Origin of the sequence: Paenibacillus aurantiacus (genome assembly GCF_042431225.1) — a bacterium.
Taxonomy (GTDB): Bacteria; Bacillota; Bacilli; order Paenibacillales; family Paenibacillaceae; genus Paenibacillus_Z; species Paenibacillus_Z aurantiacus.
Window position 1 is genome coordinate 40,163 of the sequence record NZ_JBHMDO010000039.1, and the last position, 24,261, is coordinate 64,423.

At 56.8% G+C, this 24,261-nt stretch carries 17 protein-coding genes, 1 pseudogene and 1 riboswitch; of the genes and pseudogenes, 4 read left to right on the forward strand and 14 right to left on the reverse strand.

Annotated elements, in window-relative coordinates:
• Window positions 1-204: 204 nt before the first annotated feature.
• Both ACFFSY_RS24080 and ACFFSY_RS24085 read right to left on the reverse strand, forming a co-directional pair.
• Window positions 205-1,233, reverse strand: coding sequence for a Gfo/Idh/MocA family protein (locus ACFFSY_RS24080; RefSeq protein ID WP_377498905.1), 1,029 nt, complete (start codon window positions 1,231-1,233; stop codon window positions 205-207).
• Window positions 1,234-1,275: 42 nt separating this feature from the next.
• Window positions 1,276-2,124, reverse strand: a complete 849-nt coding sequence (locus tag ACFFSY_RS24085) for a sugar phosphate isomerase/epimerase family protein (protein WP_377498907.1) — start codon at window positions 2,122-2,124, stop codon at window positions 1,276-1,278.
• A 167-nt stretch (window positions 2,125-2,291) separates the two neighbouring features.
• On the opposite strand from ACFFSY_RS24085, the gene ACFFSY_RS24090 reads away from it, so the two are divergent.
• Window positions 2,292-3,206: a helix-turn-helix domain-containing protein gene (locus tag ACFFSY_RS24090; RefSeq protein WP_377498909.1), complete on the forward strand. Its 915-nt coding sequence runs from the start codon at window positions 2,292-2,294 to the stop codon at window positions 3,204-3,206.
• A 120-nt stretch (window positions 3,207-3,326) separates the two neighbouring features.
• Here ACFFSY_RS24090 and ACFFSY_RS24095 read toward each other — a convergent pair whose 3' ends face one another.
• The 5 genes and pseudogenes from ACFFSY_RS24095 to ACFFSY_RS24115 all read right to left on the reverse strand — a co-directional run bounded on the left by ACFFSY_RS24095 (window position 3,327) and on the right by ACFFSY_RS24115 (window position 13,735).
• Window positions 3,327-4,175 carry an SDR family oxidoreductase gene (locus ACFFSY_RS24095; protein ID WP_377498911.1) on the reverse strand — a complete coding sequence of 283 codons (849 nt, stop codon included), beginning with the start codon at window positions 4,173-4,175 and terminating at the stop codon, window positions 3,327-3,329.
• Window positions 4,176-4,234: 59 nt separating this feature from the next.
• Window positions 4,235-9,958 (reverse strand): HAMP domain-containing protein, encoded by a 5,724-nt coding sequence (locus ACFFSY_RS24100; protein WP_377498913.1) that lies wholly within the window; start codon window positions 9,956-9,958, stop codon window positions 4,235-4,237.
• A gap of 114 nt (window positions 9,959-10,072) precedes the next feature.
• The gene (locus tag ACFFSY_RS24105) at window positions 10,073-12,268 is read right to left on the reverse strand and encodes a PAS domain S-box protein (protein WP_377498915.1); all 2,196 of its coding nucleotides are present in this window, start codon (window positions 12,266-12,268) and stop codon (window positions 10,073-10,075) included.
• Between the two features lie 182 nt (window positions 12,269-12,450).
• Window positions 12,451-12,750 (reverse strand): annotated as a pseudogene (locus ACFFSY_RS24110) (SDR family NAD(P)-dependent oxidoreductase); the annotation flags it as partial.
• Between the two features lie 82 nt (window positions 12,751-12,832).
• Window positions 12,833-13,735: a LysR family transcriptional regulator gene (locus ACFFSY_RS24115; RefSeq protein ID WP_377498917.1), complete on the reverse strand. Its 903-nt coding sequence runs from the start codon at window positions 13,733-13,735 to the stop codon at window positions 12,833-12,835.
• A 131-nt stretch (window positions 13,736-13,866) separates the two neighbouring features.
• On the opposite strand from ACFFSY_RS24115, the gene ACFFSY_RS24120 reads away from it, so the two are divergent.
• Both ACFFSY_RS24120 and ACFFSY_RS24125 read left to right on the forward strand, forming a co-directional pair.
• A complete protein-coding gene (locus tag ACFFSY_RS24120; RefSeq protein ID WP_377498919.1) occupies window positions 13,867-14,160 on the forward strand; it encodes a putative quinol monooxygenase in 294 nt (97 codons plus the stop codon).
• 507 nt (window positions 14,161-14,667) lie between these two features.
• The gene (locus ACFFSY_RS24125; protein ID WP_377498921.1) at window positions 14,668-14,832 is read left to right on the forward strand and encodes a mechanosensitive ion channel protein MscL; all 165 of its coding nucleotides are present in this window, start codon (window positions 14,668-14,670) and stop codon (window positions 14,830-14,832) included.
• Between the two features lie 474 nt (window positions 14,833-15,306).
• On the opposite strand, the gene ACFFSY_RS24130 is transcribed toward ACFFSY_RS24125, so the two are convergent.
• The 4 genes from ACFFSY_RS24130 to ACFFSY_RS24145 form a co-directional block, all read right to left on the reverse strand.
• On the reverse strand, window positions 15,307-15,603 hold the full coding sequence (locus ACFFSY_RS24130) for a DUF6509 family protein (RefSeq protein WP_377498923.1): 297 nt from the start codon (window positions 15,601-15,603) through the stop codon (window positions 15,307-15,309).
• Window positions 15,597-17,537, reverse strand: a complete 1,941-nt coding sequence (locus ACFFSY_RS24135; protein WP_377498925.1) for an ATP-dependent DNA helicase — start codon at window positions 17,535-17,537, stop codon at window positions 15,597-15,599. Before ACFFSY_RS24135 ends, ACFFSY_RS24130 begins: the two co-directional genes overlap by 7 nt.
• A gap of 112 nt (window positions 17,538-17,649) precedes the next feature.
• Window positions 17,650-18,273: a ribonuclease H gene (gene rnhA, locus ACFFSY_RS24140; RefSeq protein ID WP_377498927.1), complete on the reverse strand. Its 624-nt coding sequence runs from the start codon at window positions 18,271-18,273 to the stop codon at window positions 17,650-17,652.
• Window positions 18,274-18,400: 127 nt separating this feature from the next.
• On the reverse strand, window positions 18,401-19,729 hold the full coding sequence (locus ACFFSY_RS24145; protein WP_377498929.1) for an MFS transporter: 1,329 nt from the start codon (window positions 19,727-19,729) through the stop codon (window positions 18,401-18,403).
• 119 nt (window positions 19,730-19,848) lie between these two features.
• On the opposite strand from ACFFSY_RS24145, the gene ACFFSY_RS24150 reads away from it, so the two are divergent.
• Entirely contained in the window at window positions 19,849-20,622 is a 774-nt protein-coding gene (locus ACFFSY_RS24150) for an alpha/beta hydrolase (protein WP_377498931.1), read from the forward strand.
• A 327-nt stretch (window positions 20,623-20,949) separates the two neighbouring features.
• Here ACFFSY_RS24150 and ACFFSY_RS24155 read toward each other — a convergent pair whose 3' ends face one another.
• The 3 genes from ACFFSY_RS24155 to ACFFSY_RS24165 form a co-directional block, all read right to left on the reverse strand.
• Complete coding sequence (locus ACFFSY_RS24155; protein ID WP_377498933.1) at window positions 20,950-21,939, reverse strand: Gfo/Idh/MocA family protein; 990 nt, start codon at window positions 21,937-21,939, stop codon at window positions 20,950-20,952.
• Window positions 21,940-21,962: 23 nt separating this feature from the next.
• Window positions 21,963-22,814 carry an alpha/beta hydrolase family protein gene (locus ACFFSY_RS24160; RefSeq protein WP_377498935.1) on the reverse strand — a complete coding sequence of 284 codons (852 nt, stop codon included), beginning with the start codon at window positions 22,812-22,814 and terminating at the stop codon, window positions 21,963-21,965.
• 154 nt (window positions 22,815-22,968) lie between these two features.
• Window positions 22,969-23,928: a DMT family transporter gene (locus ACFFSY_RS24165; RefSeq protein WP_377498937.1), complete on the reverse strand. Its 960-nt coding sequence runs from the start codon at window positions 23,926-23,928 to the stop codon at window positions 22,969-22,971.
• Window positions 23,929-24,053: 125 nt separating this feature from the next.
• Window positions 24,054-24,204, reverse strand: a riboswitch (FMN riboswitch).
• Window positions 24,205-24,261: the final 57 nt, after the last annotated feature.

Below are 24,261 nucleotides of genomic sequence, written 5' to 3' on the forward strand. Positions count from 1 at the left end.
TGTGAATCTGTCAGTCATCACAACCATTCATGCGCTTAAATAACCGAAGCAGCCCGAGCATAACAATCAGCCGGCTTCCATTGAAGCCGGCTGACGGCAAAACAAGTCACTCGCCTGATACCGGCGCATCCTCCACCGACATAACAGCTTGGATTCCTATCGTACGATCCTTTCAGGCCGTTAATGAATGGCGTCCGAGATCCATTACCCGCGAACAGCAGCGCGCACGTCGACCCATGCCGAACCGTTATCGGCGGATTGCTGCTCCGCCTCGATAATCGCCAAGCTTCCAGCGGCGGAAGCGGCGGTGCTGATCGTATTCGCCTCACCCTTGCCAACGACGTCCACGAAGTAGCGAATCTGACGGTAGTATCCGTCATCGGACGCAAGCTCTGGACTGAACGACGGTTCGTCAGCCGGATATACTTGCACCAGGCCGCGTTCGAACACGATCGTGCATGTCTCGAAGTTGACCCGGTATCCCATGATGAAGCCATGCTCGCCCGCGAACGTCCAGTCGGCTTGCGCATTGATAACCGCCCCATCCGGATAGGCGTACTGCGTCGACACGATATCGTATCCGCTGCCTGGAATGACATTGCGGCCGATCGTCGAGACGCGTTCCGGCTTACCGAGCAACCAGTGGATCATGTCTGTATCGTGAACATGCATATCGAGCAGACATCCGCCGCTTAACTCGCCATTGAGAAACCACCCTTGAGGCGCGCCCGAACCGCGATAGAAGAAGCCGGCTTTCACCGCGCCGTAGCGGCCGTCTTCAACGCAAGCCTTCAAATATTCGTAAGCTGGCCAGAAGCGCAAGCATTGCCCGATCAACAGCTGCTTGCCCGTGCGCTCCGCCGTCTCTGCCATTCGCTCGCCTTCGGCTAATGTCCGCGCGATCGGCTTCTCACACAAGACATGATAACCTCGCTCTAATAAGCGACAAGTCAAATCGGCATGCAGCGGCGTCGGGAGCGTAATATCGATCAAATCCAGCTCCTCGCTTGCCAGCATCGACTCGATATCGTCGTAGAGCTGATAGTTCGCCAAATCATAAACGTCTTGAGCGGTCGCGATATTGCCGTCCGCCTTGGCGTTCTTCAGCTCTTCGATACGAATGTCGCAAATCGCTTTCAGCTGGACAGGGAATCCTTCCGACGCCAGCCGGTTGTAATTATCGAAGTGCATGCGGCCCATGAAGCCGAAGCCGATCAATCCTACTCTTACCATGTTGAATCCTCCTCGTAATGGCGTTCTTGATCCAGCTTTGCGTTAACGACGTTCTCTGCCCAAAATGGCATCCATCGCGGCCGACGTATTGTAAATAATCTGGTCGCCATGATGCGTGTAAGGCGGAATCATTTCGGCCGTGACATACCCGTCATAGCCCACCGCCTTGAGCGCCGCCACGACGGCCGGATAATCCACGTCGCCGGCTAGCAGATCGACGAACCCGTGCAGCCCGCCGGCTTGGCGCCGGTAATCTTTGAAATGCACCTTCTTGATCCGTTTACCGAGAATACGTATCCATTGTTCCGGATAGCCGCTATGCACCACATTGCCTACATCGAAGTAGGAGCCGACATAATCGGAGCCGACCGCGTCGATGAACCCGCGCAGTTCGAGCGGCGAGAGCAGGAATTTGTTCCACACGTTCTCGATGCCGATGTGGACGCCAGTCTGCTTCGCATCGTTAGCCAAGCTCGTAATCGCCTCGAGCGCGCGTTCGTAAGCGCGTTCATAGTCCACGACTTCACTGCCAGGTATGAAGTCGACGCCGACCGCGCCCGGAATGACCAGAATGGCATCCGCGCCAAGAATTGCCGCCAGCTCCAGCTGCTTCTTGCACACGTCGATCGCCTTGCTGCGAATGTCCGGCGACTCGCTCGTCATCGAGTACGACCAGTACAGCCCTGTCGCGAAGCCGCTGATCTCGAGCTCGGACTCTTGAAGCAGCGACTTGATCTGCAGCGCTTCCTTCTCCGTCGTCTGCAGCCCGAGCTCTCCTTCTTCGTTCAGCGCCAATTCGATGCCCTCGAAGCCCGCCGACTTCGCAAGACGGATACATTCCGCTGCTGACATGCCTGACCGAAACGACCATGCGTTGATGCCCTTCTTCATTCGTTCCGCCTCCCATTTGCACAATTTCGTGATGATCGAATTCATCACCCGTTATGATGAAATCGCTTGATGACTATATTATAATGGGATGAAGTAATTCTGAATTTAGCGAATGTAGATATAAGTTGGACGATTCCGGTGAAATGAAGGAGCAGTGGACACGCCCGATGACTGAACAGAACGAGCGATATGCCGCACAGGCGTCGCGCCGCTTGTCGCCTTATCGCGATTGGTCGCCCAGCATCCATTACGCGCAGACGCAGACGCTGCCCCCCGGCAAAATGAATTTGCGCCGCTTGTACGACTTCGAGCTGTTGTATGTTAGTCACGGCGCGGCGCGAACACATATGCACGACCGAACCTATGAATTGACGGCCGGACAACTCCTCTTCTTGTCGCCGGGCGTCTTTCATCAGAACGAGATCGTCTCCGAGCCGCACGCCAGGTTCATCGGCATCCACTTCGACTTCTTCGACGAGCTGGAGGTGCAGGGCGAGGATGACATGGTCGTGAACGAGGACCATCCCCAATCGGACAAATTCGCGGTAGAAGCTGTAGCCCCTGACTTCTCCCCGTTGTCGGACAATCCGATCTATACCCCCGGACATTACGCCGTCTCCCTCATGGAACAGCTCGTCCATGAGTTCGCGATGCGCCGCCCTGGCTATGAACTCGTCTGCAAGGCGCTCATGATGAATATCCTGGCTAACCTGCTTCGCGCCCAATTCGCACGCACCAAAGCCAACGCGACCGTGCACGGCAGCCGGATCGCCGAGATGATGGAAGCGATGGAACGAGCGCCGGAGGCGGACTGGAGTAATAAGTCGCTCGCGGCCAAGCTCAACATGAACGAGGACCATATGGCCAAGCTGTTCAAGGGCATCGCGGGCAAGCCGCCCGGCGAATACCTCGCGTTCATCCGTCATCGGGAAGCAAGAAGACTGCTTAGAGAGACAGACTTGACGGTAGAGCAGGTCGGCCACCAGGTTGGCTATGAAGACTTGCATTATTTCAGCCGGGTATTCAAACGTCACGAAGGGTTGGCTCCGCGGGACTACCGCAAACTCTCGCGAATCTTGTGAATGATCTTCTTACTATCACTAAGGAGCGCAACACAAAAACAAAAACCTCTTCGTTCCGGCGGGTGAACAAGTTCACCGCCAGCGCGAAGAGGTTTATTTTACGGATATGGATCGGCGAGATTACTTCCCTTTGCGGGTTAACGCAGCCAGCTCATCCCACTCCTGCGGCGTCACTTCGGCCAGATCGTTGAATTGGCCAGCGCCCTTCAGCCATTCGCCGCCGTCGATCGTAACGACTTCGCCGTTCACGAACGAGGCATAGTCCGAGATGAGGTACGCAGCAAGGTTGGTCAGCTCTTCCTTGTCGCCGACGCGGCCAAGCGGCACGCGGTTCACAAGCTTCGCCGAGAGCTCTGGCGTTGGCGCCAGTCTGCTCCAAGCGCCGTCCGTCGGGAACAAGCCGGGTGCGATAGCCGCCTGACGTATGCCATGCGGCGCCCACTCGACCGCGAGCGAACGGGTCAATGCCAGCACGCCGGCCTTGGCCGCGGCAGATGGCACGACATAGCCGGAACCCGTCGACGCATACGTCGTTACGATGTTCAGCATCGTTCCCCCGCGCCCTTGATCAATCCATCGCTTCCCGAGCTCGAGCGTCGTATAGAACGTACCGTGCAGCACGATGTTCAGCACGGCGTCGACCGCGCGGGGAGACAGCTTCTCGGTCGGACTGGCGAAATTGCCGGCCGCATTGTTGACGAGCACGTCGATCGCGCCGTAATGACGTTCAGTAGCATCGATCATGCTCGCGACTTGGTGCGGATCTCTGACGTCGCATGCGGTATAGAAGACTTCCCGACCTTCGCCTCCCATCTCCGCGGCCGCCTGGGCGAGAATTTCTTCGCGCCTGCTGGCGATCGCGATTCTAGCGCCCAAGTCGAGGAACTTCTCTGCCATTGCGCGGCCGAGTCCCGTGCCGCCGCCGGTAATCAGAACGACCTTCCCTTTCAGCAAATCCTTCTCAAACATGCTGCCACCCCTTGTCGGTTATGGTTGACGCCATTCGAATCGCCCGCGACTTGCAGCTCTTATGCCTCGTTCTCGCCCTTATCCAGCCAACTCCGGATCATCGACAGCAGCTGCGCGCTGTTCACCGGCTTCGTAATATAATCGGACGCACCCGCTTCCAGGCACAGCTCCCGGTCGCCTTTCATCGCTTTGGCCGTGAGCGCGATGATCGGCAATCCCGCGAATTGCGGATCGCGCCGGATGAGGCGAGTCGTCTCGTAACCATCCATTATCGGCATCATGATATCCATCAACACGATGTCGATGTCCGGATTCCGCTTCAGCGTGTCGATCGCGTCTTGACCGTTCTCGGCCGGAATAACACGCATATGGTGTCGCTCCAGAATCGTCGTCAGCGCAAAAATATTGCGGATGTCGTCGTCAACGACAAGCACGTTCTTGTAGGCGATCATTTCGTCCGAGGAATGCAGTTTGACGACTGTTTCCTTCGACGATTCCGGCAAATTCTCGGATTTGCGGTGCAGGAAGAGCGAAGTCGCCTCGATAATCTGGAGCGACGTCTTCGCTTCCTTCAACACCGCCGACTTCTCCAGCTCGTCCAGTTCCTGTTCTTCCTCGGCCGGAAGCTTGCGGCTGCGGTACACGACGACCGGCTTCATTTTATTCGCTGCTTGCTTCTGCATCTCCTTCACGAAGCGCGGCGCTTCCATGTCCGGCAGCTCGTTGTCGAGCAGTACGCAATCGAACGTCTTCGTCTTCAGCTGGTTCAACGCTTTGCGGGCGGTATCGACGGTTACGATGCGAACGTCCTTGCCAGCCAGCAATTCGACCCATTGCGTGCGTCGCTCCTCGGGACCCGCCACAAGGAGCATTTGACGAACCTCGACAGAAGCGTAGCCGTTCAGCTTATCCAGCGCATTCTCCAGTTCTTCGTTCGTGACCGGCTTGCGGATAAAATCGAACACGCCTTTCTGTTTGAGCGCGATTTCGTCCTCTTCGACTGTAATAACCGTCACCGGTATATGCGCGACATCCAGATCGCTCTTCAGCTGGTCGATGACCAGCCAGCCGTCCGTGTCCTTCAGCCGCAAATCAAGCGTGATGCCGACCGGCCGATATTTGCGCGCCATCTCCAGAGCATTGCTGCCCGTCGTGGTCACTACAGCCTTAATCCCCTTCTTATGCAGCAGCTGGATCAGAATCTCGTTGAATTTGTTATCGTCCTCGATGATAAGAAAGACGCGGTCGCCCGGTTGAATGTCGTGGCGGTCGTCTTCGATGCCTTTCTCGAGTTCCAGCGCGTAACTTCGCGTCTTGTGCGCGGGTACGACATCGATCACTTCCGGCACGTATTTCGACCTGCCCGGGTTCGGACTATGATTCGCGCCTTCGACGGGGAGATACAGATTGAACGTGCTGCCTCTGCCGACGACGCTTGAGAGCGTGATCTCTCCGCCGAGCATCGTGGCAATCTCGCGGGAAATCGCAAGTCCGAGCCCTGTGCCGCCATATTCGCGGTTGGTGCTTCCGTCTGCCTGTTGGAACGCTTCGAACACGATCTGCTGCTTCTCGTCGGAGATGCCGATGCCCGTATCGCTTACGGTGAAGCAGAGGACATGATCCGCTTGCGCCAGATGGATATTGTCCGGACTCCACCCTTGGTCGGCACCGCGGACGTACATGGCTACCTGCCCGCGATCCGTGAATTTAAAGGCGTTCGAGAGCAGATTCTTCAAGATCTGCTGCAGACGCTTCACGTCCGTCACGATGTGCTTCGGCACGTCTGGCTCGACGATGATCCGGAAATCCAGCTTCTTGTCCTCCGCGATCGGCCGGAACGTGCGGTCCAAGCCGTTAGCCAGCTCGGCCGTCGACACCTCGGAATAATCCGGGGTCACCGTGCCGGACTCGATCTTGGACAGATCGAGAATATCGTTAATGAGGTTAAGCAGGTCCAAGCCCGATTCTTGAATCGTCAAGGAGTATTTGACCTGGTTGTCCGTCAAGTTCTGATCCGGATTCTCGGCCAGCTGCTCGGCCAGCAGCAGCAGCGAGTTCAGCGGCGTGCGCAGCTCATGCGACATATTGGCCAGGAATTCGGATTTGTAGCGCGACGTGGTGGCCAGCTGCTCCGCTTTCTCTTCCAGATAGCGCTTCGCGAGCTCGACTTCGTTGTTCTTGCTCTCGACTTCGGCCTTCTGGATAACGAGCAGCTTCGCCTTATCCTCCAGCTCTTCGTTCGTATCCTTCAATTCAAGCTGCTGCTTCTGCAGCTCTTCGGCCAGCGTCTGCGACTGGATAAGCAGCTCCTCGGTTCTGCGGTTCGCCTGCATCGTGTTCATGACGATTCCGATCGACTCGGTCAGCTGATCCAGCAGCGCGATGTCGATCTCGCTGAACGCGCGGAAGGAAGCGAGCTCCAGAACCGCCAGCACCTGATCCTCGAATATGATCGGCAGCAGGACGATGTTCAGCGGCGTCGCTTCGCCAAGCCCTGAAGAGATGACGACATAGTCGCTTGGCACATTGGTCAACAGGATTCGCTGCTTCTCGATCAAGCACTGGCCGACGAGCCCTTCGCCCGGACGATAGGCGTTCGACAGATGCTTCCGGTTCTGATACGCGTAGCTGGCGAACAGCTTGAGTACCGGCTCGCCGCCTTCGCTATCGTTGATATAGATAACGCCGTGCTGCATGGAGACGAGCGGTGCCAGTTCCGAGAGGATCATCCGGCTGACCGCCAGCAGGTCGCGCTGCCCTTGCAGCAGGCGCGAGAATTTGGCCAGATTCGTCTTCAGCCAGTCCTGCTCGGTATTGATGCGCGTCGTTTCCTTCAGGTTCCGGATCATCTCGTTGATGTTGTCCTTCAATTCGGCAACCTCGCCGGCCGCCGCGACGTCGATCGAACGGGACAGATCCCCTTTCGTCACGGCGGTCGCCACGTTCGTGATCGCCCGCACCTGCGTCGTCAGGGTGCTCGCCATATAGTTAACGTTGTACGTGAGGTCCAGCCATGTACCCGACGCGCCCGGTACATTCGCCTGCCCGCCCAGCTTGCCCTCCGCGCCTACTTCGCGCGCCACGGTGGTGACTTGGTCGGCGAAGGTCGCCAGCGTGTCGATCATGTTGTTGATCGTGTCCGTCAGCTCGGCGATCTCGCCTTTGGCATCGACGGTCAGCTTCTGCTTCAGGTTGCCGTTCGCGACGGCGGTCACGACTTTGGCGATGCCGCGCACCTGATCGGTCAGGTTCGTCGCCATGATATTAACGTTGTCGGTCAAGTCCTTCCACGTGCCGCCGACGCCGCGCACTTGCGCTTGTCCGCCGAGCTTGCCGTCGGTGCCGACCTCGCGCGCTACTCGCGTTACCTCGGAAGCGAAGGAGTTGAGCTGGTCCACCATCGTATTGATCGTATTCTTCAGCTCGAGCAGCTCGCCCTTGACGTCGACCGTGATCTTCTTCGACAAGTCGCCGTTGGCGACCGCTGTCGTCACGCCCGCGATGTTCCGTACCTGATTCGTCAGGTTCGAAGCCATGTTATTGACGCTATCGGTCAAGTCCTTCCACGTACCGGAGACGTCCTTCACGTCTGCCTGCACGCCCAGCTTGCCTTCTGTGCCGACCTCGCGCGCCACGCGCGTGACTTCGGATGCGAATGTCGAGAGCTGGTCCACCATCGTGTTCATCGTGTTCTTAAGCTCGAGCATCTCGCCTTCGACGTCGACGGTGATCTTGCGCGAGAGGTCGCCTCTGGCAACAGCTGTCGTCACGCCCGCGATGTTGCGCACTTGATCCGTCAAGTTACGGGCCATGTTATTAACGTTCTGCGTTAGATCTTTCCATGTCCCGCCTACGCCTTTAACTTCCGCTTGGCCGCCCAGCTTCCCTTCCGTGCCTACCTCGCGCGCGACCCTGGACACCTCGGAGGCGAACGTCGAGAGCTGGTCCACCATCGTGTTGATCGTGTTCTTCAGCTCCAGCATCTCGCCTTGAACGTCGGCCGTAATTTGCTTGGATAGATCGCCGTTCGCGACCGCCGTCGTGACGACCGCGATATTGCGCACCTGATTCGTCAAATTAGAAGCCATGTTATTAACGCTCTCGGTCAAGTCGCGCCATGTACCCGCAACGCCCCGTACGGTCGCTTGACCGCCGAGAATGCCTTCCGTGCCTACCTCGCGCGCCACGCGCGTCACTTCGGAGGCGAACGTGGAGAGCTGATCCACCATTGCATTGATCGTGTTCTTCAGCTCGAGAATCTCGCCTTTCGCGTTGACCGTAATTTGCTTGGACAGGTCGCCCTTCGCGACGGCTGTCGTCACGTCCGCGATATTGCGCACCTGGTCGGTCAGCGTGGAGGCCATGAAATTAACGCTGTCGGTCAAATCCTTCCACGTCCCCGATACGCCCTGCACGTGCGCTTGGCCGCCCAGCTTGCCCTCCGTCGATACTTCTCTCGCCACCCGCGTGACTTCCGAAGCAAAGTTGCTCAGCTGATCGACCATCGTGTTAATCGTACTCTTCAGCTGAAGAATTTCGCCCTTGGCATCGACCGTGATCGTCTTGGACAAATCGCCCTTGGCGACGGCCGTCGTCACTTCCGCGATCCCGCGAACCTGGTTCGTCAAGTTGCTCGCCATATAGTTAACGCTCTCGGTCAGCTCACGCCATGTGCCGGCAACGCCCGTTACTTCGGCTTGCCCGCCAAGGCGCCCTTCCGTGCCGACCTCCAGTGCCACCCTCGTCACCTCGGAGGCGAAGGTCGAGAGCTGATCCACCATTGTGTTGATCGTGTTCTTCAATTCCAATACTTCGCCTTGCACGTCAGCGGTAATATGCTTGGACAGATCGCCGTTGGCGACGGCAGTCGTCACGACTGCAATGTTTCGTACTTGTTCAGTCAGATTGCTCGCCATGTAGTTTACGTTCTCGGTCAAATCTCGCCATGTGCCGGAGACGCCTTTCACGTCCGCTTGCCCGCCGAGTTTGCCTTCCGTGCCGACCTCGCGCGCCACGCGCGTCACCTCGGAGGCGAACGTCGAGAGCTGCTCGACCATCGTATTAATCGTGTTCTTCAGCTCCAGAATCTCGCCTTTCGCGTTAACGGTAATCTGCTTGGACAGGTCGCCATTGGCGACGGCAGTCGTCACGGCCGCGATGTTGCGTACCTGATCGGTCAGATTGCTCGCCATGTTATTGACGCTGTCGGTCAAATCCTTCCACGTGCCGGAGACGCCGCGCACGTCCGCTTGGCCGCCCAGACTGCCTTCCGTGCCGACCTCGCGGGCCACGCGCGTCACCTCCGAAGCGAAGGTGCTCAACTGATTGACCATCATGTTAATGTTGCTCGCCGAACGGAGGAATTCGCCCGTCAGCGGCCTGCCCTCGAATTCGAGGTCGACCTTCTGCGTCAAGTCGCCCTGCGCGACCGCATTGATAACGCGAACCATCTCGCTCGTCGGCTGGATCAGATCGGTGACGAGCCCGTTCAGCGACTCGACCGCGGTCTCCCACGACCCTCCGTTATTCTTGTGCTCGAACCGCCGCGACAGCTTGCCTTCCTTGCCGACGACCCGCGCGACCGTCTGAATCTCGTTCACGAGTGATTCCTGCATGTCCATAATATCGTTAAAGGTATCCGCGATTTTCCCGGCAACGCCCGTATAATCATAAGACATGCGGTGCGAAAAGTTGCCTTTCTTCAGCGCCATGAGTGCATTCAGCAATTCTGCCGTATCCAACTGCTCTCTTCCTCCGTCTTGATTCCGTTCCTGCTCTGACATCCGAATTGTCCTCTCCCGGTTAGATAGGTATGGAAATGTATGTATCTACGAACTCTATTGTACTAGAAAGAGATTAGGGTTGTCACATTGCCGAGGCGGGCGTCCTGTTCCACCTTAGACTGCAGGCACTCGATGAATCGGCTGTTCCTGCAGGCGCCTTGGCAGAATCACCTCTACCGTCGTGCCGGCGCCGAGCTTGCTGCTGATCGCGAGCTTGCCGTGATGCGATTCGATAATTCGACGCATAACCATATAACCAAGCCCGGTTCCTTTCTCCTTCGTGGTATAGAACGGTTCGCCGAGACGGCCTACCATCTCCGCCGGCATGCCGCAGCCTTGGTCTGCAAAGCGAAGACGCAGCTCCTCTTCGGTCAGATGAATACCCACCTCGATCAAACAGCCCGGACTGGAGGCTTCAATCGCGTTCTTGAGCAAATTGACGAACACCTGCTTCAACTGATTACCGTCGCCTAAGATCAAAGCGGCTTCATCCTGGGCAACAAGGCTGATCTCGATATTGTTCATCACTGCTTGCGTGGCAAGCAGCATGATGGTCTGTTCCAGCACTTCTCGCACGTCCACTTGGGCGACGCGGCTTACCTGAGGCTTGGCGAGTACGAGCAGTTCGCTCGAAATAAACTCGATTCGCGACAACTCCTCCTGAATAATGCCTAAGTAAGGCACCTTCGCCTCGTCGTACTGCGATTGCAGCAGCTTCACGAAGCCCTTCAGCGCGGTAAGCGGATTGCGGATTTCGTGCGCAACCGCCGCGGCCAGCTGACCGACCACCTTGAGCTTGTCCGACTTGCGGAGCAGCTCCTCGGTTTCGAGCGCGTCCGTCATATCCTTGATGATGACGTACGTCCCGACTCTCCGGCCGCCCACGATAATCGGCACAACCGTATTGGTGACGACGATGACTTGCCCGTCCTTGCGCAACAGCTCTGAATCGATGCGCTGCAGCTCCTGGCCGTCCGCCGTATTCATATATTCCCTGGATACCCGCTCCGCCTCGGAAGGCGTAAGCAGCATCGCGTAACTTTGGCCGTTCAATTCTTCGGCGCTATATCCAGTCAGACGTTCCATCGAAGGATTCGCACCGATCAGCGACCCGTCCAGATCCAGCGCGCACACCCCGTCGGGATGATGATGGATGATCGACCAAGAGCGCTGCTCGCTCTCCAACAGCTGGCGTTCGGTGCTCTTCAGCACGGTAATGTCCTGCAAGATGCCGGTCATCCGGCTATGATCGCCGGCGTTGACCTGCCCCTTCACGAAGACGATGCGCTCTTCGCCATTCGGACGCACGATGCGGCACTCCGACTGGAACGAATGGTTGCGCCAGCCATCCCGCCATGCTTCTAATACGCGACTCGCATCCTCCGGCAGAACCGCCTTTAATAGCCCCTTATGGTCAACATGGCCGTCGCGCGACGGCGGCATGCCGAAGATTCGGAAGCTCTCTTGCGACCAATACATCCGTTTGCTCTTCGCATCCATCTCCCAGCTGCCGATGTGCGCAATGCTCTGCGATTGCTCGAGCAGGGAGACGCTCTTGCGCAAGAGCGCTTCGGTGACGTATTCGCCCGTAACGTCCTTGGCGATGCCATAGACTCCGACGATCTGGCCGTTATCGATAATGGGGAAATTGTTCACGAGCAAATTGCGCATTGCGCCGTCCGCCCGATAAATGCGAACGGGATAGCTCTGCGCCGCGCCTTCAGCCGCCCGGTAGAAATGCTCTCTTACCCGAGGAAAATCCTGGGGGACAACCAGCCCCGAAAAATCGCGCTGCATCAGCTCCGCTGCCGAATAGCCGGAGATACGCACGCAAGACGCATTGACTTGAATATATTTGCCTTTCATATCGAGCAAATACACCGCATCCGGGCTATGCTCGAAGAGGGATTGGACCATCTGCTCGGCTGCGGACATCAGCGTGCCGGATGCGGACGTACGTTCGATGAATGCGGAGAAGCCCTGCTCGTCCGGATAGACGCGAATCAGATAGATTTCGCCTGTATGGGGATCGGTTACCTCGGCTTCCCGCGCACCTCCGATCGCTTGTGCGCGGCTGACAATCTCCGCTAGTCCGCGGCGCATCCAGCCGCTATCGCAAGCAGTCGCCGAATTCCCCGCTTGTTCCATGTCGCCTTCGTAAAATTTATATATAGCATGCGGACATGCATACGTCTTCTCGCCATTCGCATCGAAGCGAACATAATAATGCCTTACTCGATCCGGCGACCAGTAAGCTTGCCGTTCCGAAAGCGAAAGCGCTTCCGGCAGCGTGTCTGGCTCCCTGTTCATTTTACGTCTTTCCCCCTTCAATCTCGGTGTCTGATAGGAATATTCAACATATCGAGGAAGGAACCTGCCTATGCAGGCAAAAAATAACGGTCCAAAATTAAGAAATTCGAGATTCAGAATAGGCAAATAGACCTCCCGTGAAGGAAGGTCTGTGGATGCGTATGCTTTCGAACGATTATTCATTATTTGAAGGAAGCATAACCTTGATCGGCCATCACGACACTGCCGTTGATCGCCTCCGCCTCTTCGAGCGAGACCAAGTATACGGCGTTGGCGACCGTCTCCGGCTTGGTCAACTCGCCGCCCATGACTTTCGCGCGCATGCTGTCCAACAGCCCGCTGTCCTTGTAACCTTGGATAATCGGCGTATCGACAGCACCTGGTGCCACCGCGACGACCCGAATGCCGTAAGGAGCAAGCTCGAGCGCGGCCGACTTGGACATCATGATGACAGCGCCTTTAGTTGCGTGGTATGCGAATGTTTATGCATATTTACGTTTCATTACGTTATCTTAACTCTCACTAAAGGCATGGCTATTGCCGTAAGCCGAAGCTTCCTCCGGCTCAGAGCTTCTCCAACGCATGCTGAAGACGCTGGATGATCAGCTTGGCGGGGTTTCCGAATCGCGCTTCGCTTAAACGAATCCACCCCAGATATAGCCTTTCTGTGTCAGGCATATCGAAATCGAGTATGCGAAAGTCATCCTGCTTCTGTTCCGGCAGATTATAGAACGAGAAGTCCACGCCGACCGTAACAGCGGCCCCCTCGCCGATCGCCCGCATGATCGCATCCCGGTTGTTCGTGGAGAACAGCACGTCGACTTGACCGTATCGGGCTTGGAACTCATCCATGAAACGACGCAGATGCTCGTCCTTATACAACACGATCGGTTGCCCGAGCAGCTGATCCGGCTTGACCGATTTGGTCAGCGCAAGCGGTGAATTCCGGCCCGAGCAGACGACCATTTTGCCTTCAAGCAGCTTGCCGAACGCCAAGCCTTTGTGCTGAAGAGCCTCGGACTCCCTCCAGATCACAAGCCCGATATCGACACGACCGTGAAGGACGTCCTCCACGATTTGTTCCGAGCCCTTCTCGGTCACTTCGAGCTGAACTTGCGGGTAATCCCGCTTGAATCCCAAAATCGACTCAATATACAAGGACAGCGGCGCAGGAATCGTCGCCAGCTTCAGTTCGCCCGACTGCTCGTTCGAGAACCGTCCAGCTTCTTCACGGAGCTCATGCAGCTTCTCGATGACCTCGTAGGCTTTGGCAATGACCGCTTGCCCCTCCGCCGTCGGCGTCGCGCCTTGACGCGAACGCGTAAACAATGTCACGCCTAGCTCCGCCTCCAAATTCGAAATGGATTGGCTGACGGCGGACAACGTCACGTGAAGCTTATTCGCGGCAGCGGTTAACGAACCGAGTCTGGCCACTTCCACGATGCTTTCCAATTGTTCGATATGCATAATCGCTCCTGCTTAACTCTCCCTGAAGGAAGGGTTAATATCATTAAATTTTCTCCATTCTAATGGAGGTGTACAATACAAATCAAATCACCACTAAACTCAGCCCTACAGGCAACTAGGAGATGACCCGCATGATTATTATTCACGCTGAACTCGTAATTGACCCTGCCAAGCGCGAGGAGTTCCTCGATAAGGCCCGCACGGCTGTCGACGCGACGCTTAAGGAAGAAGGCAACTTGGGTTACAAATTCTACGAAGACGCTGAACGGCCAGGCACTTTCCTCTTCGTGGAGAAATGGGCGAGCAAAGAAGCGATCGACTTGCACGGCAAAAGCGAGCATTTCACATCGTTCTTCGCCGCGGCGAGCAGCTGGCTGCAAGCGCCGTTCAAACCGGAGATTTACGTCGTACAAGCGCAAGGCTAACAGTCAAACAGTAAACGACACGCCCCTGCTTGACGTTCCTCGTACCCTTCGCGCCTGCGCCTAACCATTGCCAACATCCCGTTATCGCGGCGACCGTAGCGATTTGCAAGGAAGTCCCTCTAAAGAAACACCAAAGCCCCTGCTCGGCGCCAATTCGGATCCGTTACTGACGATCCCTTGCGTCAAGGGGCTTTTCATCTATTCAACCCTATCACAACATGCCACGACATCCCATCAACATTCTATTCAACAAGCGCTCCGATCCGTCCGTGCACCTTCGTCATTTCACCATTTCGTCAAAATCACCTTAAAAAACGATAAAACAGGCTATCCGCCAGTCTTTTTCGTGTCGAAACCGCATATTATGGCAATGTTTCGGCTCGAGCGAGTTTAACGCCAAGGTAACAATGTAACCGAAAATTGACCGCAAGCTAACATTGATTTGACAACTGCTTCATATGTCGGCGTTATGCTGGGTAAAGCATAAGATGAAGGAGGTGAATAACGTTGATCGTGTTCGACGTGATCGTGGACGGCAAAGTGAAAGAGACGCTCCGCCCCGTCAATCAGCGCCTGAAAGAAATCCATCTATACGTCAAAGCCGAATCCGCGCGGCTGATCGAGAAATACGGCACTAACGTTCAGCTGAACCGAAGAATGCTGTACAAATAAGGCCCCTGTCGGAGGTCTTTTTTGTTTTTCTCCACCCCCAAGCCCCCTCGCCAGGGGGTTCCGAGGGACCCGTCCCTCTGGACACCCGGAATAACCGTGACTCGGTATGCGGCCGTCGTTGATCTGTCCTTTCGAAGGAAGCCCGCTAGTCCTTCGGACTGGCTCTTGTTCGAGCTTCGTTCGTTACGTTTCGCCTTGGGGTGGTACCCTGTTTCGTTTCGTCTCTCTTGGTACTTTCGTACTGACCTTCGCTTACGTCCGCTTGCGCGGACACGCTTTACGTTTTGATCCACCACATAAGCATGCCTAAACAATGAAAAAACACCCTCGCTTAAGCGAGGGTGCGGCTGCCGCTTCGTGCGGCAAACGTTTCATTGCAACGTCAATCTAGCGAGCAAAAAGAAAGCCCGCGATCTCGCGATTGTACGCTTGGCGTATGCTGCCGGACTAGACGTCCATTGTCCGCTAGCGCTATTAGCCTTCCGCTTCCGCCGTCCGCTCCTTGCAGAACGATAGCAGGAACGCCTCCTCTTCTTCTTCGAGGTCGAAATCCAGATAACGGTCGGTCGACCGTTCATGAAGGTCGTATTTCACGATCGATCCTTCTCCATCCTGCTCCTTGTAAACGACGCGTACATAAACGCCAAGCTCATGGTGCAGCTCATCGTCCTCGGGAATATCGAGATTCAGCACGTATTCGTATCGGGTGCCAGACAGAATGCCGAACGGGTCTTTGATCAGCTCAGCCGTATACGATGAAATGGTTAGCATAAGTCGTTCCTCTCTGTTCCCGGAGGCAGGAATGCGGCGATCCGCGACCGTACCTCCGTTTGATTAAGGGCTTGCCCCATGATGGAGATATACCCTTCGTCCTCGCGCGAACGAATCAGTCGGCCGATGCCTTGACGCAGACGCAGCAGCATATATGGCATGTCTACGTCTTCGAAAGGATGCGCGGCATCCGCTCGACGGGAGGCGAAGACGGCGTCGCTTGGCGGGAATGGAAGCTCCCACACGATGACGTGCGACAGCGACGGTCCCGGAATGTCGAGACCTTCCCACAGCGTGACCGCGCACAGCACGCTATGCTCGTCCTGTTGGAAGGTCGAGATCAGCGAACTGATCTCGGCGCTGCCCTCATAGAGGAAACGGTAGCCCGCCGCTTCCGGATGCTGTCCGATGGACGCCCGGAAATGCCGGAGCTGTTCTTCGGACGGGAACAGGATGAGCGCCCTTCCTTCAGTCAGACGAAGCAGGTCGAGCGCAAGTTGGGTCTTGTCTGCGTCGGCTTGATCCGGCAGCAGCGCGGCTTTCATCTGGGCTTGATAATCGTACGGCGAAGCGACGGAGAACGAGAGATAGTCGCGTATGCCTAGCGTTCCGGCCATGTAATCGAACGAGCCCCCGACGGACATGGTCGCCGATGAGAAGACGATCGGCATCTTCCGGCTGAATACCCGCTCTTCCAGCACTTCCTTCACTTTCTTCGGCATAATGACGAGCGACAAGCCGTCACGGTCTTCCTCTACCCAGCTGATCAGCTGCTTCGGCTGCACGAACAGCCCAAGCGCCAACTGGATCATCTCGATATGCTCTTCCACGATCGTTACGTGGTAGGCGTCGAGGGTGAACAGGCCGCTCTCGAAGACAAGCTCCTCCTCGATCTCCGATAACAACGATCTGAATCGGTTCGCTTCCCTCAGCAGCGCGTCCGTAATGACGACATCCTTCCGGTTCGAACCCGTCACGGCGCGGCTGCTGCGCTCGAGCAAATCGAATAACTTCTCGCTCTGGGCGATGGCATCCTCGACCGCATACGCCAGCTTCTCCCGCACTTCGCCTTCCAACAACCGCGTGACGATATTCTCGAATACGGCATGCTTCAGCTTATAGGTTAGCGCGTTCTGGGCTGCCGTCTCGAGCAAATGGCCTTCGTCAAAGACGACCGAGCTGTGTTCCGGCAGCAGCGGCAGCTGGCCTTCGCGCTTGCGCGCTTCGTACGTCCATACATGCTCCATGTAGAAGTCGTGCGAGCAGATGATGATATCCGCCGCTTTGCGGAAGTGCTCGCGCGAGATCGTCTGGCCGCACCGATGGCGCTGGCTGCACACGAGACAGTCCTGGAAGACATCCCAGCCGACCTTGCGCCATTGATCGTCCGTCAAATCCGGATAATCCTTCCGGTTCCCATAGGGACGGAACGTCTGCATGGAATCCGGTTGACGTACGAACGCCGGAAGACTGTCGTACATCTCCATGAACCGCTCTCCGTCTTCTTCACGCTCGAATCGCGCCCCGTCCAGCTTGTTCAAGCAAATATATTGATCCGGCGACTTGCCAAGCCGGGCGTCGATCGTCAGGTCCAGATGGCGAGCCAGCTTCGCAATATCGCCCTCTTCCTTCACGAGCTGCTCGATCAGGGACTCGTCCGCGCATGCGATGATCGCCGGTTTGCGCGTATAGCGCGCATACAGAACCGCATAGAGCAGATAGACGAGCGTCTTGCCCGTGCCGACGCCGGCCTCTGCCAGAATCGTCTTCTTCTCGTTGTACGCCCGCTCCAGCTGGAACGCCATGAAAATTTGCTCGTCGCGCACCTCGAACCCGGCTTCGGGCAGCCGTTCATAAAACACATCCGCTATCCAGTCGCTCGCTTGCTGCACGAACGGCTCTTTCGGATCAAAGTCAAATGGATAAGTACTCAATCAGGACGTGCCTCCGTCTCTTCGCATTAACAAACATTCCACCATTATACCGCAAAAGACAGCCGGCGGGAAAATATTGCGACAATCTTCGCGTCTTCTCCCGCCAGCCTCGTTATTTTCGCCCGTAATCCGCCTTGATCTCGCCCCAAACCGCCGTATTCCACTTGCGCACCTGCGCGTGGACGGGATGCAGCTTGAGCCAGTCAAGCGCCTCGTCGACGAGCGTCCATATTTCGAGCGTCGACGCGTCGCGCGCCAGATTCGTGTTCACCGCGCGGTTCTTCACCCACAGCATCGCCGTCTGCGAATCGGAATAGACAATCTTGTCCAATCCTTGTTCATGGATCAGCCGAAGCGCGTGAACGATCGCGAGGAATTCGCCGAGGTTGTTCGTGCCCTTGGCGATCGGCGGGTGCTCGAACACGATTGCGCCTGTCACCGTATCGACGCCTTTGTATTCCACGATGCCCGGATTGCCTTTGCTGCCGACATCGACGGAGATGCTGTTCGTCACGATTTCCTCCTTGGAGGCCGCAGCTCCTCCCCCACGCGCTGCCGATGTCACGGCACGCTCCGCGGCTTCGCCGGCATATGCCGCCTCAGCCTCGGCCTTCGACTCGAACGACTTGAAGCGGGCGCCCGAGAAACCCGTCGTCTGTTTCTGGCAGTCTGCCCATGTCGTGTAGATGCCAGGCTTACGGCCTGCCCATACCACGTAATATTTCGATTTCGCCAATTGATTCACCTCATTAAATACTGCGAGTTATCTGCTCGCGTAGCGTTGCTTGAAGGATAACCGATGCCGCTCCGATCAGAACTCATCCTAGTGTGCAATAAGCAATTCGGGTGTTCGCCACTTCCCGTTAGTTAGCCGCGACTCGCACCGAATGGACCGATTTACTATACCAGATCATGACCGCCAGCGACAGTATGCAGACGGCCAACAGCAGCGCGTACACGTGCTCGAACGCTTGAGCAGGCGCCGCGTCCGGCTGCAGCGCAAGCGCGATTCCGCAGGCCGCCACAGATACCGAGCCGCCGAAAAATTGAACAAGCTGCAGCAGGCCCATGCCGGAGCCGACCGCCTGTTTGGGCAGCATGCGCGACGTTTCATTATTCAATGAAGCCATCGACGCCGAGAAGGCTGGCGAGAAGAACAGATAGCCCGCCAGGATCACGTATCGCGACGCTTCTATGTCAATCGCGAACAGCAGCAGAACAAGCGCGAGAATACACTGGCCTGCCAGCAGGAAACGGAGATTCCCGTACCGGTCGATCCATTGGCCGACGAATCGCGTCAGGAATGCCGACACGATCGCGCCCGGCGCGATGAGCAGCCCGATCGCCATCGGCGATTGATGGAACAAATCCGCCAGCACCAGCGGCATGAGAAACAAGTTCCCCAGATTGAGTACCAGAATGCAGAAGCCAATCGCCAACAACTTGCGGTAGGCCGGACTTGCGAGCAGCGCAGGATTCACGAAAGGCTCCTTAGCCCGCTTCAGATGCACCGCGTGCGCCGCGAAGGTGACGAGACTTCCAGCGAGCCACCAGGCTGATCGCTGCATCACGGCCACGAGCAGCGTTGAAGCATTAAGCAGCGTCAACACGGCCCCGATAACATCGAACCGGAACGGGCGCGGCGCTTCTTTCGGCAGCAAGAACCAGAGGACGGGCAGCACAACCAGCACAAGCGCGGTTACGCCGAACACGCCGTTCCAACCGAAATATTCGGTGATCAATCCTCCGACGATCGGTCCGAGACCGAACGCCATCGCGCTGCCGGCCGAAATCATCGCGATCGCCCTGCCTCTGCGTTCGAACGGGATATAGCGGCTGGCCAAGACAAGCCCGAGACCGGCCATCGCGCCTGCCCCGGCCGATTGCAGGATGCGAGCAGCCAAGACGGCTTCGAAACTATGGGCGAACAGCCCGTAGACCGACGACAGGCCAAGAACGGCCAGACCTGCGGCGAGCAGCGCCCGGATCGGGACTACGTCCGACAAACGGCTGTACACGACCGTCGACAGCGCATACCCGATGGAATAACTGGAGACAACCCAAGAACCCAGGTCGGTTGAGATGTCCAAATCCCGAATAATGCCCGGGATCGATACGTTGAACATTGTCGTATTCATAACGACGATAAACAAGCCGAATGTCCAGACGGGCATTACTACCTTGTCATTCATGCTGAGCCCTTCTTTCGGTGGCGGGTCATCCTCTTCGGCGCTAGGATCGGATTCGCATCGTTCTGCCTGAGTGCGCATATCTATCCATAACGCCAAATCAAAGAAGGAGAATGCCCGAGATGAGTATTTACCCCGCTCATGCGGCGCCTGTTCGTTCCGAGCCGCTCACTTTCGTGCTTATCCACGGTTCGTGGGCAGATGCCGGCTTCTGGAACGGAACGGCCGCCGCCCTGCGGCAAATGGGTCATGCGGTATTCGTGCCGGAATATCCTGGCCACGGGGGCGACCCGAACAAGAACGTCTCTCATGCCCAGATGAGCAAAGCCGTGGGCGATTATATCGCGGCCAAACAACTTCAAGATATCGTGCTGGTTGGTCACAGCTTCGGCGGCACCATCATTCAGAAGGCGGCAGAGCTTGTCCCCAATCGACTCAAACGGCTTGTCTTCTGGGACGCATTCGTCCTGAACGACGGCGAATCGCTGGCGGATGTCCTGCCTAAGGAAGCTTCGTCTTTCTTCCTGAAGCTGGCAGAAGCGTCATCGGACAATACGATTACGCTCCCATTCCCATACTTCCGAGACGCATTCGTCAATACCGCGGATTTGCCGACGGCGCAATATATTTACCGTCATTCGCCTCCGGAACCGGCTGCCCCGTTCATGGAGAAATTGGATCTGAAACGATTCTATGCCCTGCAAGTGCCGAAGAGCTATCTCTACTTCACGGAAGACAACGTCCTGCCTCAATTCGATAATACCGGTTGGCACCCGCATTTCTCAAGCAGGCTTGGCCAATTCCGGCTTATCAAAGGTCACGGCGATCATATGACCACCGCCTATGTGCAGCCTGCCAAGCTCGCGCAGCTGCTTGTCCAGGCCGGACGGGATTAACGCCTTGTCTGGCGAATGCTTCGAGGCAGGCGGCCAACGCGCAAAAACCGGCGGCGCATCATGCTCCGTCCGGTTTTTGCTTGTTTACGATTTGTCGGATTTGGCAGCAAGCTCGATAATCATGACAATGAGAATCAACAGTTGAATGAGCAGATCGGCACTCATGGCATTCCCTCCATGCGTTCGTCTTGCTCCTTCGGCTGGCTCTCTCCCATGCCGTGCCCCGACTATGGCGCTTACGTTTCCCGTACCATATCTATGCGGGTCGCTTGCGTTTTATGTCGGTCGTCGACGCACCACTATCCGGTCTTAACGCTGTTCTCGTTGTTAGTTCGAATCGGCCGGATAGATAAGTCCGATCTGCCGGCGCGCTTCGTCCATGATGTCCATCGCCGCGAGCGAGCTGGCATGGGAGTTGACCTCGGACTCCCGCTTGCCTTGCTCGAGCAGCGAGACGAACTCCTGCACCTCGTACATCATATTGTCTTCGATTTGGGACGCGTCGGTAATATCCTCGATCCGGCCATCCCGGTAATGAATCCGAACTTGGCTAGGCTCGCTGATATGGTTGATGACGATACTGCCTTCTTCGCCCTGAATCTCCGAGGGCACATAAGAATTGGAGATTTTGGAATACATCAGCACCGCATCCAGATCGCCGTATTTCAAAATCAGGCTGCCGTTGCCGTCGACGCCGGATTCAAGCATGTAGGCTTCCGCATGAACCGCGTTCGGCTTCCCGAACAGCACCGCCGCCGGGTATACGCAATAGACGCCGATATCCATAAGCGAGCCGTTGGACAGCTCGGGTTTGAACGCGTTCATGACCGTCCCCTGCTTGTAGGCGTCATATCGTGAAGAATACTGGCAATAGCTCGCGAAGAAGCGGCGAACGCGCCCAATTTTGTGAAGATGGTTCCGGATAGCCGTGAAATTCGGCATGAGCGTCGATTTCAGCGCCTCCATGAACAGGACATTATTCCGCTTGGCCGCGTCGATCATCTCGCGCAGCTCGCGAGCATTGGAGGCAGCAGGTTTCTCGCATAATACATGCTTGCCATGCTCCATGCCCAAGATCGCATGCCGCGCATGGTACGCGTTAGGGCTGGCGACATAGACCGCATCAATCACATCGCTTTGCACCATCTCCTCCAAGGACGTGAACCGGTGCTCGATGCCGAGCTTATCCGCGTATTCGTCTGCCCGTGCTTCGGTGCGCGAATAGACCGCGGCAATCTCCACCCCATCCGCCAATCTCGCCGCCTTGACGAATTTCTCCGTAATCGTGTTCGTGCCAATAATGCCAAATCGAATCATATTCCTCGCTCCTGTTGCTTGATTTAATGAGAATGCCGCAAGTGTTCGGTCAGAAAACCAATCGTCAATCCGAGCGCTCGCTCAAGATGGAAAGTCGTGCCGGTGAACGGATGAACCGCGCCGAAGGTGTGGTTCGCGCCTTCAATGCGCATATGCCGCTGCCGAGGGGCCGCCTGCTGCAGCCGTTCCTGTCCAAGGACAAGCCGCCGCGCGTCCTGATCCCCCTGAACCGTCAGCACCGGCATAGGTAATTCCGCGATCGCGGTCGTAATATCGAAGCGTTCCCGATTCCGATCCAAATCCTCGAAGAACGCTGCCGTTATCGGCATGTGCTGCTTCGTACGCGCATTCTCGACATAGCCGAGCCCCTCGCGCAGCACTTGCTCCCGGAATTCGTCCCCGAACAGATTCACATCGGATATCCCGTTCCAGCTCACGACCGCACGAATTGCATCCGGCTGGCTGGCGGCGAATATCAAGCTGTTGCCGCCGCCGCGGCTATGACCGATCAGCGCGAGCCTTCCGGCGTCCATCCGATCCGCGAGCGGGAGCTCCCCGGCGCGCAAACGATCCAGCAGCTCGGACAGATCCGATTGTTCGCGGCTATATGTATTGCGTCCGAATTTATGGAGTTCGTCGAAATCGGAGCGGCCGACCCCATTGCAGCTGAAATTGAACGTCACGGCCGCGAACCCGCTTCGCGCCAGCTGCTCGGCGGCATACGGGAAGAACCCCCAATCCTTGAAGCCTTTAAAACCGTGGACAAGCAGCACGACCGGTCTGCGGCTTTCCCCGCCGGTCACGCGAACCTCGCCCCGAATCGTCAAATCCTGCTCAAGCTCGAATGCGAAAGATGCCGTATGTAACGCCTGCATGGCCATTCCTCCCCGCTGCTTGTCTTGATACTGTGCGTTTCACTATCTTACCAAATAATGATTCCGCGCGGGTAATCGAATTTGATCCATCTCCGTATAGACGACGAAAGAGCCGCCTCTCGCAAGGCGCGCTCTTTTCGTCAATACGTACAGTTTATGGCGTCGGCGACGGTTTACCCGGATCGTCCTGCTGCCAGGAAATGGCGAACAACGTTGTCCAGATTAGCATGAAGCCGATCATTTGCGGGAAAGAAATCATTTGGTCGAAGACGACCCAATTAATAATGACCCCCACCATCGGAAAGCTAAGCTCCGCCAATGTAGCGTAGGAAGCTTTTATCGCGCTAAGTCCTTTGTAGTAGAGCAGCATGCTGAATAGTCCAGGCAGCAGCGCCGAAAGCGCCAAATTAATGACGAGAAGCGCGGTGTCGCGTCCTTCAGCCGGGAGCGTCCATCCGTGGCTCTGGGTCATGGTCAAGACGAGCAGCAGCGGCAGCGCCAGCATGAAGCGAAGCGAGGTGACCGTTTCGTACGATGCTTTGCCCAGCATGTAGCGGCCCATTACGGTCGATCCGCCCCACAGAAGCGCGGCGCCGATCGAGAACAGACTACCGATCTGAATGAAGTCGGATGCGCCGCTGCGCGGAATGGAGAATCCGAAGGTCAGGAGGTACGTTCCAAGCAGCGCGAGCACGAATAGCAGCCCGAACATGCGCGGCAGATGCTCCTTCAGCAGCCAGCGCGCGAGCACGATCGCGAACAGCGGCTGAAGCTTCTGGAGCAGCAGTACGGCGTTCAAATCACCGCTGGCAAGGCCCTTCGTGAATAGGATCGTAGCGATCGCCGACCCGCCCCACGAGATGAAGAGCAAGGCGCCGACGTGCGTCATCCGAAGTCCGGCAAGCTCGCTGCGGCGGCTCCAGAGAACCGGCGCGGCGAAGACGAACAGAATCACATGCTCGAGCAGGACGATCTGCGTAGAAGTTAAGTGATCCAGCAGCAGAATGCGGAACAGCGGATCGACGCCCCACAGGGCGGCGCCGATGACGACGAGCCAGAACGCGGGCAAGCCGCGCCTGGTCCTTAGAACTGGTGTTACGGATGCGGTACTCATGAATAATTACCCCTTCTGGATCCAGGGACATGAAGGAAGAAGGCCCCGTTGCTGCGCTTCGAACGCAGTAACGGGGCCAGTCAAATAAACCTGCTGAGTATAGACGAGTACCCCGCAGATTTACAGCTGATCTTCTACCATCCGGACTATACCGTCGGCCTTGGATTCGCACCAAATCAGTCCCCCGCCCGTGATCGGGAAGAGGAGTCGCGGGCTTCTTTCCTCCATGTGAAAGTTACCGCCGGTCGGGAATTGCACCCTACCCCGAAGATCGATATTAGATTTTGGACTTTCACTTCACTTTCTATAGTTTATTACTTTGTTTGCAAAATG

Bases quoted from the DNA above. Each gene is read 5' to 3' on its own strand.
- ACFFSY_RS24080 (WP_377498905.1), bottom strand. From the start codon at position 1,233: ATGGTAAGAGTAGGATTGATCGGCTTCGGCTTCATGGGCCGCATGCAC.
- ACFFSY_RS24085 (WP_377498907.1), bottom strand. From the start codon at position 2,124: ATGAAGAAGGGCATCAACGCATGGTCGTTTCGGTCAGGCATGTCAGCA.
- ACFFSY_RS24090 (WP_377498909.1), top strand. From the start codon at position 2,292: ATGACTGAACAGAACGAGCGATATGCCGCACAGGCGTCGCGCCGCTTG.
- ACFFSY_RS24095 (WP_377498911.1), bottom strand. From the start codon at position 4,175: ATGTTTGAGAAGGATTTGCTGAAAGGGAAGGTCGTTCTGATTACCGGC.
- ACFFSY_RS24100 (WP_377498913.1), bottom strand. From the start codon at position 9,958: ATGTCAGAGCAGGAACGGAATCAAGACGGAGGAAGAGAGCAGTTGGAT.
- ACFFSY_RS24105 (WP_377498915.1), bottom strand. From the start codon at position 12,268: ATGAACAGGGAGCCAGACACGCTGCCGGAAGCGCTTTCGCTTTCGGAA.
- ACFFSY_RS24115 (WP_377498917.1), bottom strand. From the start codon at position 13,735: ATGCATATCGAACAATTGGAAAGCATCGTGGAAGTGGCCAGACTCGGT.
- ACFFSY_RS24120 (WP_377498919.1), top strand. From the start codon at position 13,867: ATGATTATTATTCACGCTGAACTCGTAATTGACCCTGCCAAGCGCGAG.
- ACFFSY_RS24130 (WP_377498923.1), bottom strand. From the start codon at position 15,603: ATGCTAACCATTTCATCGTATACGGCTGAGCTGATCAAAGACCCGTTC.
- ACFFSY_RS24145 (WP_377498929.1), bottom strand. From the start codon at position 19,729: ATGAATGACAAGGTAGTAATGCCCGTCTGGACATTCGGCTTGTTTATC.
- ACFFSY_RS24150 (WP_377498931.1), top strand. From the start codon at position 19,849: ATGAGTATTTACCCCGCTCATGCGGCGCCTGTTCGTTCCGAGCCGCTC.
- ACFFSY_RS24155 (WP_377498933.1), bottom strand. From the start codon at position 21,939: ATGATTCGATTTGGCATTATTGGCACGAACACGATTACGGAGAAATTC.
- ACFFSY_RS24160 (WP_377498935.1), bottom strand. From the start codon at position 22,814: ATGCAGGCGTTACATACGGCATCTTTCGCATTCGAGCTTGAGCAGGAT.
- ACFFSY_RS24165 (WP_377498937.1), bottom strand. From the start codon at position 23,928: ATGAGTACCGCATCCGTAACACCAGTTCTAAGGACCAGGCGCGGCTTG.